This is a genomic window from Geodermatophilus sp. SYSU D00710 (genome assembly GCF_054050195.1).
This window is the reverse complement of the sequence record NZ_JBJGYX010000003.1, coordinates 90754-104221: the sequence shown is the minus strand read 5'-3', so window position 1 is coordinate 104221 and position 13468 is coordinate 90754. Positions and strand designations below refer to the sequence as shown.

General features: G+C 72.7%; 12 protein-coding genes. 7 read left to right on the top strand and 5 right to left on the bottom strand.

The genetic code is table 11. The features are described from left to right. Nucleotides 1-20: 20 nt before the first annotated feature. Nucleotides 21-1676: an FAD-dependent oxidoreductase gene (locus ACI78U_RS02370; protein WP_456873686.1), complete on the bottom strand. Its 1656-nt coding sequence runs from the start codon at nucleotides 1674-1676 to the stop codon at nucleotides 21-23. 126 nt (nucleotides 1677-1802) lie between these two features. On the opposite strand from ACI78U_RS02370, the gene ACI78U_RS02365 reads away from it, so the two are divergent. After that, nucleotides 1803-2321, top strand: a complete 519-nt coding sequence (locus tag ACI78U_RS02365; protein WP_456873685.1) for an HAD domain-containing protein — start codon at nucleotides 1803-1805, stop codon at nucleotides 2319-2321. 37 nt (nucleotides 2322-2358) lie between these two features. On the opposite strand, the gene ACI78U_RS02360 is transcribed toward ACI78U_RS02365, so the two are convergent. The 3 genes from ACI78U_RS02360 to ACI78U_RS02350 all read right to left on the bottom strand — a co-directional run bounded on the left by ACI78U_RS02360 (nucleotide 2359) and on the right by ACI78U_RS02350 (nucleotide 5921). Further along, a complete protein-coding gene (locus tag ACI78U_RS02360; protein ID WP_456873684.1) occupies nucleotides 2359-2850 on the bottom strand; it encodes an HNH endonuclease in 492 nt (163 codons plus the stop codon). 124 nt (nucleotides 2851-2974) lie between these two features. Continuing rightward, a complete protein-coding gene (locus tag ACI78U_RS02355; RefSeq protein ID WP_456873683.1) occupies nucleotides 2975-4615 on the bottom strand; it encodes an NERD domain-containing protein in 1641 nt (546 codons plus the stop codon). Between the two features lie 109 nt (nucleotides 4616-4724). Beyond that, nucleotides 4725-5921, bottom strand: coding sequence for an NUDIX hydrolase (locus tag ACI78U_RS02350; protein WP_456873682.1), 1197 nt, complete (start codon nucleotides 5919-5921; stop codon nucleotides 4725-4727). A gap of 175 nt (nucleotides 5922-6096) precedes the next feature. Here ACI78U_RS02350 and ACI78U_RS02345 point away from each other — a divergent pair, with 175 nt between their 5' ends. From ACI78U_RS02345 to ACI78U_RS02320, 6 genes are all read left to right on the top strand, one after another. After that, nucleotides 6097-6951: an ARPP-1 family domain-containing protein gene (locus ACI78U_RS02345; RefSeq protein WP_456873681.1), complete on the top strand. Its 855-nt coding sequence runs from the start codon at nucleotides 6097-6099 to the stop codon at nucleotides 6949-6951. Nucleotide 6952: 1 nt separating this feature from the next. Next, entirely contained in the window at nucleotides 6953-8380 is a 1428-nt protein-coding gene (locus ACI78U_RS02340) for an ADP-ribosylglycohydrolase family protein (protein WP_456873680.1), read from the top strand. Then, complete coding sequence (locus ACI78U_RS02335) at nucleotides 8377-8835, top strand: hypothetical protein (protein ID WP_456873679.1); 459 nt, start codon at nucleotides 8377-8379, stop codon at nucleotides 8833-8835. The genes ACI78U_RS02340 and ACI78U_RS02335 overlap by 4 nt, the downstream gene beginning before the upstream one ends. Before the next feature lie 254 nt (nucleotides 8836-9089). Continuing rightward, nucleotides 9090-9758: an HD domain-containing protein gene (locus ACI78U_RS02330; protein WP_456873678.1), complete on the top strand. Its 669-nt coding sequence runs from the start codon at nucleotides 9090-9092 to the stop codon at nucleotides 9756-9758. A gap of 944 nt (nucleotides 9759-10702) precedes the next feature. Continuing rightward, nucleotides 10703-11830 (top strand): ADP-ribosylglycohydrolase family protein, encoded by a 1128-nt coding sequence (locus tag ACI78U_RS02325; RefSeq protein ID WP_456873677.1) that lies wholly within the window; start codon nucleotides 10703-10705, stop codon nucleotides 11828-11830. Between the two features lie 342 nt (nucleotides 11831-12172). Next, entirely contained in the window at nucleotides 12173-12685 is a 513-nt protein-coding gene (locus ACI78U_RS02320) for a hypothetical protein (protein WP_456873676.1), read from the top strand. 47 nt (nucleotides 12686-12732) lie between these two features. Here ACI78U_RS02320 and ACI78U_RS02315 read toward each other — a convergent pair whose 3' ends face one another. Next, the gene (locus ACI78U_RS02315) at nucleotides 12733-13290 is read right to left on the bottom strand and encodes a hypothetical protein (protein WP_456873675.1); all 558 of its coding nucleotides are present in this window, start codon (nucleotides 13288-13290) and stop codon (nucleotides 12733-12735) included. Nucleotides 13291-13468: the final 178 nt, after the last annotated feature.

The window sequence follows — 13468 nt, the reverse complement described above, 5'->3', positions numbered from 1 at the left end:
GCCGCCGGCGCCCGGGCGGGTCAGGACGCCAGCAGCCGGTGGACCTGCTGGATGGCGATCGAGCCCTCCCCGACGGCGGAGGCCACGCGCTTCACCGACCCGTGCCGCACGTCCCCGGCTGCGAGCACGCCCGGGATGCTGGTCTCCAGGGGGAACGGACGGCGCCCGAACGCCCGGACGGCGTCGTCGCTGAGGTCCCCGCCGGTGAGGACGAAGCCGCCGTCGTCCTGCTCGATCCTCGGCGGCAGCCACTCCGTGTGCGGGATGGCGCCGATCATCAGGAAGAGGGCGGCGGCGCCGACCTTGCGCTCCTCGCCGTTCCTCCGGTCGCGCAGCACCAGGTGCTCCAGCTGCCCGCCACCCCCGCCGTCGACGACCTCGGTGCCGGTCCGGACGTCGATGTTCGGCGTCTCCTCGATCTGGCGGACCAGGTAGCGCGACATCCCGGCGTCGAGGGACGCCGCCCGCACCACGAGCGTCACGCAGCGGGCGTACCGGGCCAGGTGGACGGCGGCCTGGCCCGCGGAGTTCGCGCCCCCGACGACGAAGACGTCCCTGCCCGCGACGCGCGGTGCCTCCGAGGCGGCGGCGCCGTAGTACACCCCGGCGCCGCGGAGCGCCTCGAGGGGCTCGACGCCGAGCCGGCGGTAGCTCGCCCCCGTCGACAGGACGACCGCGCGGGCGACCACGACGCCGCCGGTGTTCAGCCGGACGACGACGCCGTCGCGCTCGGCCTCCAGGCTCGTGGCGCGCTGCATGAACGCGAAGCGGGCGCCGAAGACCCACGCCTGCTGGTAGGCCCGGCGGGCGAGGTCCGCGCCGCTGATGCCGCGGGGGAAGCCGAGGTAGTTGCGGATCGCCGAGCTCGACGTGGCCTGCCCGCCGAGGCCGCCGGAGTCGATGACCAGCGTGCGCAGCCCCTCGGAGGCTCCGTAGACGGCCGCGGACAGGCCGGCGGGGCCGCCGCCGACGACCACGAGGTCGTACTCCGTGCGGTCGGGGGTGACCGCGGTGCCCGACGCCCGCGCGATGTCCACGTCGCTGGGGTCCTCGAGGATGTGGCCGTTGGGCATGACCATGAGCGGGAACCGCCGCTCACCCGCCTCCGCGAGGCGGGCGCGTCCCTCCGCGGAGCCGGCGAGCAGGAACCGGTGCGGCATGGCGCAGCGCTCGAGGACCTCGCGCATCTCGTAGGCCCGGCCCGACCAGCTCTCCCCGATGACGTCGATGGTGTACGGGGTCCGGCGCTGCGAGTCGGCCCAGCGCAGCAGGAAGCTCGACACCGCCTGGTGGAACTGCTCGTCCGGCGGCTCTGCGGGCCGGAGGGCGTAGTGGTCCATGCGGCCGCCGGCGATGGCCTCGAAGATCGCGTCGCCGGCGTCCGGGTTGCCCATGCGGCCGTAGGCGATGAGCAGGACGCGCTGGGCGTGCGGGAAGAGGGAGCGCACCTGCGCCAGCAGGTCGGTCCCGGGTGCGCCGGCGAGCCGCTCGCCCGCCAGGACCAGGGCGACCTGCTCGCCGGCGGCCGCGAGCTCCTCCAGCCTGCCCAGCGCCTCGCGCGGCGAGTCCAGGCAGCAGATGCGGTAGTCGCGCTGGTACCGGTTGCGCAGTTCCCGCTCGACGTCGCGGAGCAGGGCGGGGGCGTCGTCGACCGCGACGATCAGCGGGGCGCTCATGTCGTGCTCCCACACATGTGCCCGAACGGTAGGAGCGGGCGCCCGGTGGGACCAGGCGCGAAGGTCCCTGGTGACGCAGCAGGTCGTCCCGCTCGACCGAACGTCACCGCGGATGCAGGATCGGGCATGGGCCCGAGCGGGAACCGTCCGATCCTGCTGCTGGACGTCGACGGCGTGCTCAACACGCCCCGCCGGGAGCTGCCCGAGGGCTGGCGGCGGGGCACGTTCAACGGCTACGTGCTGTCGTGGGACCCGACCGTGACGGCGCGGCTGCGGGAGCTGCACGAGTCGGGCCGGGTGGAGATCCAGTGGCTGACCACCTGGACCACCGACGCGGACCGGCTGCTGGCCGAGCCGATGGGGCTGCCGCGGGGGCTGCGGACCCACGCCCGCGCCGACTCCGCGCCGACCGGCTTCCTCGGCGTGTTCGGCGGCGCGTCGGGCTGGTGGAAGCTGGAGATCGCGCGTGAGGTCGCTTCGTCGGAGCCGGATCGGCGGATCGTGTGGATCGACGACGACCTCGCCGAGCAGGCCGAGGACACCGGCGACTGGCTGGCCGCGAACCCGCACGTGCTGGTGGTCGCCCCGGACCTCTACGTCGGCCTCACCCACGAGCAACTCGACGAGATAGAGGCGTGGCTCTGATGCCGCGGCACCGTCGCCGTCCTGCTCACGGCGACGATCAGGCCGGCCGCTCCTCCGGCCGCCCGTGCCGGACGACGACGGTCGGCGCACCCGCCGGGAAGTAGGCCTCCCGGCGCCGCGCCAGCCGATCGAGCTCCCAGGTCCACGGCACGCGCGCGGCCTTGCGGGTGTTGTGGCGCGGGCACAGCGCCTGCCCGTTCGCGACGCTGGTCGACCCGCCTCGGCTGTGCGGGTGCACGTGGTCGGCCTGCAGGTCTTCCGTGGCCTGGCACCGACCGCCGAGCCAGGAGTGGTGCTCGCAGCGGTGACCGGCGCGCTCCACGATCACCCGCTTGTCCGCCCGCAGGAAGCACCGCTGCGGGTCGCGACGGCGACGCCCGTGCACGAGGCCCGGGATCCTCCGGAGCACGGCACCGACGACGAGGAAAGCGAGCAGCGGCCCGAGCCACGGCGTCGACTCGATCTGATCGACGAGGCCGTCGACAACGTCCGCGACGAGCCCCGATGGATCGACTCCCGGGCCGCTCACGGACTCCGGGGGCGACAGGTCATCCACGACCCCACACTCGGCCGCCCACCGCAGGACCTCGAGTGGGCGGCTCTTGTTCCCGCCCGCCCAGGTGAAGAACGCCAGCCGACCGGGCGGTCCGAGGTCAGGAGCCTGACGTGAGCCGGCGCACGACCGCCTCGCCGCCGACACGGCGGATGAACTCCAGGTCGCCGCAGACGACGAGCAGGTCCCGGGCCCGCGACAGGCCGACGTAGAGCATCTCCCGGGCCCGGGCCTCGTCGCGGAAGCCGTTGACCGCGAGGACGACGGCCGGCCGCTCGAGGCCCTTGAACCCGAGGACGTGCCCGTAGAACAGGTCGTCGCCCTCCCAGAACGTCTTCCAGTAGGCGTCCTGCCCGTCCCGCTGGCGCTCGACCTGCACCGGGTGCCGGTGAAAGGTCGTCAGCAGCGCGACCGCCTCGTGCGGCCAGCCCTCCTCCAGCAGCGCGTCGGCGGCGTCGTCGGCCGCACCGACGGCGTCCTCGCTCGCACACGGGACGAAACGGACGGGCACGCCGTTGCCGCCGCGGTTGCGCATCTGGGTCGGCGTCAGGCTGCTGAACGTCCCGGCGATCTGCTTGGTGTTCCGCAGGTTCTCGTTGAGGTTGATCGGCGTCAGCGCCACGGTCGGCCGGCCCTGCCGGGCGAACACCCGCTGCCCCTCGTCGGCGAAGACGTAGAGCTGACCCTCCTCCGGCGAGCGCAGCGCCGCCACGACGGCCGGCCACCAGCTCTCGGCAAAGTCCTGCGCCTCGTCGATGACGACGGCGTCGAAGCGCTCCTCCTCGGGGAGCGCTCCGGCAAGGCTGACCATCTGCTCGGGGAGGCGGTGCTCCCAGTAGCCGCTGTCGTCGTCGGTGCCCGCGGGCACGCCCCAGTCGATACCGAGGCCGTGGAAGGTGCCGACGTAGGCCGGGCGCTCCCTCGGCCGCCAGGTGGCCACCCGCCGGCGGAGGAACTCGGCCAGCCCCCGCGAGTAGCACATGACGGCGACCCGCTCCCCCGCGACGGCGAGACGCCGGGCCTTCTCCAGCGCAAGCCAGGTCTTGCCCGAGCCGGCACCACCGCGGATCTCGACTCGCCGGTTGCCCTCCAGCAGGTCGAGCACGCGCGCCTGGTCGCGGGTGAGCAGGTCGCACTCGGCCTCGCGCTCGTGCAGCTGGGCGAGCAGGTCCTGCTGCGGGATGCCGACCCCGGCCAGGCAGTCGACGAACACCTCGACGTCCTCGGCGGTCGGGGGCTCGATATCCGTCTCGCACCGCCGCAGCGCGGACGCGACGCGGGCGGCGGCCTCCGCCAGGTCGGTGCGGTCGATGACCATCCACCGCGGCGCGTCGGGCGCGGCGAAGCCGTCGGGGACGACGGTCGCGGGCAGCGCGACCAGGTGGACCATCCGCGGGTCGCCGGCCCGCCACCGCCGGTCCTGCCGCAGGTACTCGCGCAGCAGGTACTTGCAGCGCACCGCCTGGTCCACCGGGTGGATGCGCCGGTCCACACCGTTGCTCGACTGGCGCCACTCGGCACCCTGCAGGGAGACGCTGCCGCCCTTGACCTCGATGACGGCGATCCCGAAGCCCGGCCAGGCGACGATCACGTCGGCCTCGCGGTCCTCGCGGCGGTCGCTGAACCGCTGGCCGCACACCATGACGGCGTCGTCGGGCAGCTGGTCCCGGAGCGCCTCGGCGAACTCCCGCTCCGCGTGCGACTCGAAGACCGGCTCGACCGGGAAGACCCGCGCCGTCATGTGCACCCCCGTGGTGTCGGCCTGGCATCGAGGGTGACAGCACCGTCCGGCGCAGCGGGACACGTACCACCCGTGTCGCCGGCGGACGTCCCGCGAGGTCCCAGGCGTCTCACGAGCGCGGCCGCCTGCCCGACTGACTGCCCTTCGCGGTGCCGCCGGCCGAACGCGCGAGGGCACGGTCGAGGTGCGCCCTCGTGCGCCGGCGGGTGACCTTCTGCTGCAGGGCCGCGTCAGGCACGTGCACGTGCCACGACCGCGCGGAGACCTGCTCCACCCGGACCGCCGGGTCCTCCTCACCGAAGGCCTGCGCGTCCGCGGGGTCGAGGACGATCGAGATGCGGTGCGCGTGCACGTAGGCCGCGACCGGCCGGTCCTCGGCGGGGTGCAACGCCAGGTAGCTCGGGCGGTCGGTGGCGACCAGGCGGGTACGCGACGCCACCTTGGTCAGGAGGTTCCGCAGGGAGGGCCGGACACCGTGCCGCTCGAACAGGCCGGCCCACTCCGCCGGGGACGGCGTCAGCCAGCGGGACGGCGTCCGGGTCGGCCGGGTCGGCCGCACTCCCACGAGCGCGGTCTCGGACGCAGCGGCTCCGCTCTGTCGGTAGAGGCGGGCCGGTGCGCCCATGAGGCCGTCCCGCCGGTCCGCCGTCGTCCCCTCCCCCTGCTCGATGAACCCCCCCTGGGTCATGTACCGGCGGAAGGTGTCGATGGACGGCCGCTGCGCGCCCGGCTCAGGCGCGCCGGCGACGGCGCTGTGCAGGTCGTACAGCTCCCGGATGGAGAAGTCCTCACCGAGCAGGCGCGCCGGGTCCGGTCGCACCGCGTACTCGCGGCGGAGATGGTCGACGGCCGCGCGGACGATCGCCGGGTGGTCGACGAACGTCAGCCCGCGGACGTCGTCGACCGGCCGCAGACGGACCTCGCCGCTCAGCACCGGTTCAAGACGGCTCCTCGGGACGACGGCGAGGTGCGCCACCGACAGGACCCAGCCGCGCGGATCGCGCTCCGGCTCGTCGAAGACGCGCAACTGCTCGATGTGCACCCCGCGGAGGGCGCCCTCCTCGATCCCGGCCTTGGTGGCCAGTGACCGCCGGACCGCCGCCTCCAACGTCTCCCCGGGGTGGAGGAAGGTACCGGGCAGCGCCCACTCGCCGTCGTCCTCGCGCAGGTGCTGCAGCACCTCCAGTCGCTGCTGGGCACGGTCGACGGTGAGCACTGCGGTGTCGACGGCGATCGACGGGCGCGGGTAGTCCTCCAGCGTCCGTCCCGAGCTGTCGCGGTACGCGGAGCGCCTCCCGTTGACCATGGGGACAGGATAGCGCTGTCTTGCGCTAAGTCTCGGGATCCACAGCCGACCTCAGGTGACGAGCCCGCTCTACATCCAGCAGTTGTGCGCGGAACTGTCAGACCCCCGCTCTACCGTGACACGTGGAGACACCGCTCGACCGACTTCTCGCAGTTCTGAGTCATCGGAGGACGACATGACCACTTCCCTGGACACTGGGATCCACTGCGGACAGGTCGAGGTGCGCGGCGCACTCTCGATCGCCCCCCTCTTCAGCGACTGGCCGTCCGCGCCGCGCGGCTACTCGAGCGGCACGGATGCGTCGGTCGAGGTCTCGGAGCTGCCGACGCCCCGGATCGACCGGCTGCTCGTGCACAACCGGGGCACCCGGCCCGCGCTCCTCGTCGAGGGGGAGCTCATGGAGGGCGGCGCCCAGCACCGCGTCCTCACCGAGACGCTGCTCGTCCCGCCGGGCCAGGTGGTGCCCGTGTCCAGCCGGTGCGTCGAGGCGGGCCGCTGGCACACGGACCTCTCGGCGCACCGGCGGCGCACTCGCCGGGCGCCCCTGGCCGTGCAGGCCGCGACGCGGAGGGACGACGCCCAGGACGAGGTCTGGGCCCAGGTCTCTCGCTACGAGGCCGTCGCGGGCCCCTCGGCCACCGAGTCGCTGCCCGAGCGGCTCGACCGGGTGGAGGCCGCGACTCGCGACCTGACCGCCGGACTCCGCCCCCTGGCCGGCCAGCGCGGCGTCGTCATCGGCATCGGTGCCCGCCCCGCCGCCCTGCACCTGTTCGACAGCAGGACGACCCTCCTCGACACCTGGGACGCGCTGCTGCAGGCTGCGGCGCTCGACGCCGTCGGGACACCGCCGGTCCGGATGCCCGCTGCCCGTGCCCGGGCCCTCGCGGAGCGGGTCGAACGGACGCCGCTGCGCGAGGTCCCGACGCCCGGGCTGGGGCGCCGGCTCGAGGGCGGGTCCCGGGTCCGCGTCGACGCCCTGCACTGGAACGACCGCACCGTCGCTCTGACCGCTCTCGTCCTGGAGGCCTGAGATGACCGCTCCCCTCTCCCGCCGGCACCGTGTCGCCGGCGCCCTCGTCGGCTCGACTGTCGGCGATGCTCTCGGCGCGCCGTTCGAGTTCGGTCGGCCCCACGCGTTCTCGACGCGCTTTCCCGTGCCCGCCCGCGGCGCGGCGACGGAGATGTGCGGCGGTGGGTCGCTCGGATGGGAGCCCGGCGAGTTCACCGACGACACCCAGATGGCGCTGCTCGTCGCCACCTCGCTGGTCGACCACGGCGGGCTCGACGAGGCCGACGTCTTCGACCGGTTCCGCGCCTGGGCCGCGGCCGGCCCGCCGGACGTCGGCATCCAGACCCGGGCCGTCCTCGACTCGGGTCTGCCGTGGGACCAGGCCGCGGCGACGCACTTCGCGCGGACCGGTCGCGCGGCCGGCAACGGGTCGCTCATGCGGACGACGCCGGCGGCCATCTGGTTCTCCCGGTTCGGCACGGAGGCCACCGTGGACGCCGCCCGGCGCATCTCGGCACTGACGCACGGCGACCCGTCGGCCGGCGAGGGCTGCGCCGTGTTCCACGAGCTCATGCGCGTGGCGCTGAGGGGCGGTGATCCGCTGGCCGCCGTCCCCGACGCCCTGGAGCTGGTCGCGGAGGAGCACCGCGGCAGGTGGTCCGCCGTCCTCGCGGAGGACTGGACGCCGCGGAAGGCGACCGAGTCCAACGGCGCCGTGTGGCCGACCCTCGGCCAGGCGCTCTGGGCGCTCCGGCACGGCAAGGACTTCGCCGAGGTCATGCGGCTGGTCATCGACCTCGGCGGCGACACCGACACCGTGGCGTGCGTCGCCGGTGGCCTCGCCGGGGCCGTGTACGGGATCACCGGCATCCCGGCGCGCTGGGCGACGGTCGTGCACGGCACCGTCCCCGGCCACGGAGACAGAGTGTGGCGGCCGGCCGGGCTGCAGGAGCTGGCCGCGGCCCTCGACGGCGGCCCGCTGGTCACGTTCGACCCGGGCCCCACACAGCGGCTCGGCCCGACCGAGGTCGAGGCCGGCCTCTGGGCCGCCGACCTGGACGGCGCCCGGTACGCCGACGAGGACTTCGCTGTCGTCTCGCTCTGCCGGCTCGGCGAGCCCTTCCCCCACAAGGTGAACCGGATGGTCCACCTGACCGACGACGACCAGAATCCCGGCCTCGACGGCCTGCTGGACGACGTCCTCGGCGACATGGTCGCGCTGCGCGAGGAGGGGCACCGCGTCCTCGTGCACTGCCACGGCGGGGCGTCGCGCACCGGGTTCATCCTGCGCGCCTGGCTGATCCGCGAGAACGGCATGGGCGTCGAGGAGGCCACGGCGTACGTCCGCGAGCGCTGGCCGCACCTCGGCCTGTGGAACGAGAGCTTCACCGCGGCGCTGCACCGGCTGGTCGACCGCCGCGACCGCCGTACCGACGAGGAGGACGCGTGAGCACGCTGCAGGAGCACCTCGACGACCTGGCCCCCGCCGCGGTGATCAGGGCGCTCGCCCTGGCGATCGCAGGCCAGCGGTCCGTCGACGCCGGCCGGCGTGACGACTACGTCAGCCTGGCCCCACCACTGTCGGAGATCGCCGTCTACCTGCACCGCAACCGCGTCTCCATCGCGTTGCCGCCCGAGAAAGCGGGCACCGCCGCACTGCAGATCGAGGGCGCGACGCTCCAGGACAGGGAGTCGACCGTCTACCTGCGTGTCAGCGCTGACGTCCTGGCCGCGCATCCGAGCGAGGTGACCGGCTGGGCGCTCGCTTCCTACGACTGGAAGGCCGCGGGGCCGATGTCGAGTCACAGCGGCAGCGCGAGGTCGGCGTCGCGGCGGCCGGAGAAGATCTGTCCCGTCCACCACTACCCGCTCTCCCCGAGCGGCGTGTGCTTCTCGTGCGCCTGAGCGCCGTGGACGTGGGCCAGGTGGCCGGTGGTCGTCGGCGGGACCGCGCACTGCACGTGGACGTGATCGGCCGTCACCCGTGTGCCGGATACCGATGACATGGGGAGCGTGCGCTACTGGCCACCGGACGTGATCGGGCAGCCCAGGGCGACGACCCCGACAGCCAGACGGCCGCCATCCGGGCGGCTCCACGAACGACGACGAAGTGGCGACGGTCGACACGGCCGTGGCCGAGCGATGAGAGGACGAGACGGATGACGACGATCGAGGAACGCAAGACCATGGGCAGCGGCCCGCTGTCGACCCGGTACGACGAGGCTCTGGCGTACGCAGCGGAGCACCATCGCAAGCAGCTGCGCAAGGGCTCGCGGGTGCCCTACATGACGCACCTGATGAGCGTCAGTGCGCTCGTGCTCGAGCACGGCGGCACCGAGGACCAGGCGATCGCCGGGCTGCTGCACGACGCCGTCGAGGACGCGCCGAAGGGCACTGGCGGCACGGTCCTGGCCGAGATCCGTGAGCGCTTCGGCGACGACGTCGCCGAGATCGTGCGGGCGTGCTCGGACGGGCTGGACGCCGACGGCAACCGCAGCGGGACGTGGGCGGAGCGCAAGGAGCCGTACGTCGCCGGGCTGAGCACCAAGCCCCTCGACGCCCTGCTGGTGACCGCGGCGGACAAGACGCACAACGGGCTCTGCATCGCCGCCGACGTCCGCCGCTACGGGCAGGACTTCTGGTCGACCTTCAACGCCTCCCGCGAGGAGTTGCTCTGGTACTACACGAGCGTCGAGCGGGCGGTCGCGCAGCGGCTGCCGAGTCACTCGATCACCGCGGCCCTGCGGCGGGCGGTCGATGAGCTGCTGGCTGCGGCCGGAGTCGACCGCGGGGACGTGCCGACGGAGCTACCGACCCGTCGCCCCTGACAGACCGCACCTCACCCACTCGGGCGACGCTCCGAGCGTGGACGCGGAGAGCTGTCGCCCTTGTCACACCCTTGTGATCATCTCCGGACCCCAGCGTCTCGGAGGAGGACACATGGCCCGGTCGATCGGGGAGTGGTACGCCGACCACGCGCGGCAGCTACCCGACGACGTCCCCGACGACGAGGTCGTCGAATGGCAGGCCCCCTGGGACCTCCAGTCGTCGGGGCTGTTGACCACCCGGTCGGTTCGCCGCGACGCGGGGCTTGGCGCCAAGACGGCCCGGACGTCGAGATCCCGGGCTCGCGATGGCCGGAGCGCCGCCGCCGGAAGGACTGGACAGGGTGGCGGAACGGCATCGGCGCGGAGCACCTCGGTCTCGGTCCACAAGTCGGTGCGCAAGAAGATCCTGGCCGCCGCTCGCGTCGATCCCCGGGCAGATGTCGCGAGCCTCGCAGGCTCGCTCACGAGGGCCGGAACTCCGGTCTCCCCGTCCCAGGTCGCGGCCGTCCTGGGGCGGCCCCTCGCGTCAGCCCGCACCCGTAGGCGCGCGCCCGACACGAGCCGGGTCACTCGGAAGCTGGCGTCGGAGATCCGCCGTGCTGCACACGCCAACCCGACGATGGGTCACAGGAGACTCGCCGCTCTCCTGCAGGCGCGTGGGGTCGACGTCGACAAGGCCCAGGTCGCCGAAGTGCTGACTCGCCGTGGGCGGTCGCATACACGGGACGGACGTGTTGCCAAGAGCACGAAGCCAGCTCTGGTGATCAAGGTGACCGCGGCCGCACAGACAAGCCGGACCGTGCACGAGACGCCTCTGTGCCAATCCTGTGGGATGCGGCCCAGCGTCATGGGGCTCTGCCGCTGCTCATGAGCGCCCCTTCGATCCCGCGGCATGAGACCAGGCAGGCGTCACTGGCAGTCACGGCAGCCGTGCGTCACCGCCAATGCAAGCCAGAACCGACGGTCGAGGAGGCGCTGACTTGAATCCCACGCCGGCAGTGATGGATGTCCGGAAGGCACGGGGGCTGATACTGGGCTTGGTCCTCGGGGACTCACTCGGAGGACTCAGAGGGCAGGTGCCGGTCGGGACCTCGCCGTTGCCCAGCACGGTGGCCGGCCAGCTCACCTGCACGACCGTCGAAGGTCTGATCCGTGCGCTAATCCGTGGCCGCGCCAAGGGCGTCTGCAATCCCGTCGCCGTCGTCTGGCACTCATTGGTCCGGTGGGCCTGGAGGCAAGGCGTACTCCCGGACGGGGCCGCCGCCCCATGGCGCTCAGGGGCACCTACCTGGCCGGATGGCCTGCTTTCCGAGGTGCCCGTGATGGGTGAGCGCAGAGGCTCGGCGCCCGCAACCATCGCTGCGCTCAAGCAGAAGGATTACGGACGCCGGGACGCCCCGACGACGAACAGCGCCGGCTACCACGGCCTCGTTCGCACCCTGCCGGTGGCGCTCATGGGCCCCAGATGGCTGCGCTTGCACGAGCTGGCTCAGGACGTGGCCGCCTTGACGCACGGGGCGCCCACCGGTCACCTGCCCGCTGCTGACGCCGTTCTGTTCGTCGCCGAGGCGCTCAAGACCGGCGATGTCCATGCGGCGACGGACGACGGTCTCCGTGCAGTGGCGGACGCCCAGCGACCTCATCCGCTGATTCAGGACTACAAGGCGGCCGTGGTCGCGGGGATCCAGGCGGCGGACAACGGGCCTGATCCCCATCGCCTTCGGAAGCGGCAGGCAGCCTTGCCGGCGCTCCTGGATGCCCTTTACGTCGTCTCGGCCTTCCCCGACCGCCGGCAGGTGATCAAAGCGCTGAGCTTCGCCGCCGAGCACGGGACGGCTGGGACAACGGCCACGGTCGGGGCCTTGTTGGGTGCCTGCCACGGGCCAGACGCGCTACCCGCCGAAGCGGTCAGCCGACTCGAGTTGGCGTGGGTGGCAGACGTGTTGGCGCAGGACATCGTGCGTGAGCTGATCGAGGCACCCAGCGACACGACGGCGCATACCGCGGCTGGGGTCGTCCAATTCGGCGACGACCCGGAGACCTGGTGGTGGGAGCGGTATCCCGGCTGGTGATCGACGACCTCGACGGATGACCGGACATTGACCAGTAGGAACGGACAAGAAGTGGCCCACCACGACGAAGACCGCACACCTGTCTCAGAGAAGCTCCCCGGCGATTGCGGGGAGTGGACGTGGGAGGTGCCGCGCCTGTGGCGAATGCTCACCGACCCTGGAGGTCCGACCCAACCACCACCGGTACCAAGACCTCATGAGTGCGATGCGGACTTGTTCGATCGACGTATCGCCTATTGGGCTCCTCTACTGACCCTGACGTTCGGTGTCCTGGGCTGGGCCCGTCCGGCCGTCGGGGTGCAGCGGTGGATGGCGGCGGGACGCCCCGCCGATGACATCCCCGTGAGCGTGCTGGCCCGCTGGTGGGGAGCCGAGGCGCGCGTACTGGCGGACTGGGAACTCCGTACCTCAGCCTTGTCGGAACTGGGCCACGACGTCGCTATCCACACCGGCACGCTGCTCGGTCCTGAAGGGACCAAGCCCGGGCAGCACCTGGCCAGCGCTCACAGCTACGTATTCACCGGCGGTGGCGACCCGTTGCACTTGGCCTGGCATGCGAAGGTCCATCTCCTCGGCTCGGACGGCGAGCCGGGCAATCCGACGGCACGGATCATGCATGACCCGCCTGACGCACCCCACCGGGAAGCGAGTCTCGTGCTGCACCGGTATGCCGGCTGGTACGCCGACCTCGCTCGACTCGGCAGCGCCCTGCCAGCTCGACGGGATGGCCGCTCCTGGCGCGTACACGTCACCGTGGCACCGCTCGGCTACCTGGGGAGCTACCGCCGGTCCAAGGTGACAGGGCGGTGGTTCTCGGGCCGGCACCGCTGGCACGTGCTCGGATGGACCGGGTGAGCGTCGCAGCGTCCAGCGGGGTAGATGCGGTCGGGGGCGCGATGCCCTCAACCCAGAAGCGCCCTGTCCTCGTCGGTCCACTCCGCAGGCCGCCCCTCTGAGACGCAGAACTGCTCCCACGAGAGCATCGCGCGCCCTTCGGCGGGCGGACGGCTCCAGTAGGCAACCCGGCCGTTGTAGCTCCAGGCACCGGTCGCAGGTCCGTAGACGTACGCCAGGTCGCCGGCGCGAGCCAACCTGCCGAGGGCCACACCGAAGCGGACCGCAGAGGCTGTCGTCTGCGTCCTGCCGACGAGGACGTGGCCGCGCTCGGCGACGTGGGCACGGAAGAGGTCGGGATAGCGCTGTCGGAAGCGGTACTCGACGACGCCGAACTCGAGCAGCGGGTCGTCGGGCGACACGCAGCTGAGCATCGGCTCGAGCAACTCGTCGGTCACTCCCTCTGCGGCCGTCCACGAGCCGGTCGATGCGTCCAGCGGCCGCACCCACTCGTGAGACTTGCCGTCAGGGTGCCGTCCGGCGCAGAAGTAGGCCACCTGCCGGTCCGGCAGGCGCTGATAGCTGACGTCGTCCGCGGAGAAGCAGACGGGACAGGTCCTGATCAAGGCGACTCCAATTGCCGCGGGCGAAGATCAGCAGAAGCCCGCGGACGGATCCGGCGAGGCCCCCGGCTCAAGGGGCTCTGACATGACACCCGGTCGTCCCTCCATCCGGGTGCCACCGCGCCGAGGAGACGGTGCAGCGACGCCTGGGATGTGCCGACGCACCATCTGCCGCAACCTC

What these genes read in the sequence shown, in the direction of transcription:
- ACI78U_RS02370 (WP_456873686.1), bottom strand. Translation starts at nt 1,676, where the DNA reads ATGAGCGCCCCGCTGATCGTCGCGGTCGACGACGCCCCCGCCCTGCTC.
- ACI78U_RS02365 (WP_456873685.1), top strand. Translation starts at nt 1,803, where the DNA reads ATGGGCCCGAGCGGGAACCGTCCGATCCTGCTGCTGGACGTCGACGGC.
- ACI78U_RS02355 (WP_456873683.1), bottom strand. Translation starts at nt 4,615, where the DNA reads ATGACGGCGCGGGTCTTCCCGGTCGAGCCGGTCTTCGAGTCGCACGCG.
- ACI78U_RS02350 (WP_456873682.1), bottom strand. Translation starts at nt 5,921, where the DNA reads ATGGTCAACGGGAGGCGCTCCGCGTACCGCGACAGCTCGGGACGGACG.
- ACI78U_RS02345 (WP_456873681.1), top strand. Translation starts at nt 6,097, where the DNA reads ATGACCACTTCCCTGGACACTGGGATCCACTGCGGACAGGTCGAGGTG.
- ACI78U_RS02340 (WP_456873680.1), top strand. Translation starts at nt 6,953, where the DNA reads ATGACCGCTCCCCTCTCCCGCCGGCACCGTGTCGCCGGCGCCCTCGTC.
- ACI78U_RS02330 (WP_456873678.1), top strand. Translation starts at nt 9,090, where the DNA reads ATGACGACGATCGAGGAACGCAAGACCATGGGCAGCGGCCCGCTGTCG.
- ACI78U_RS02325 (WP_456873677.1), top strand. Translation starts at nt 10,703, where the DNA reads ATGCAAGCCAGAACCGACGGTCGAGGAGGCGCTGACTTGAATCCCACG.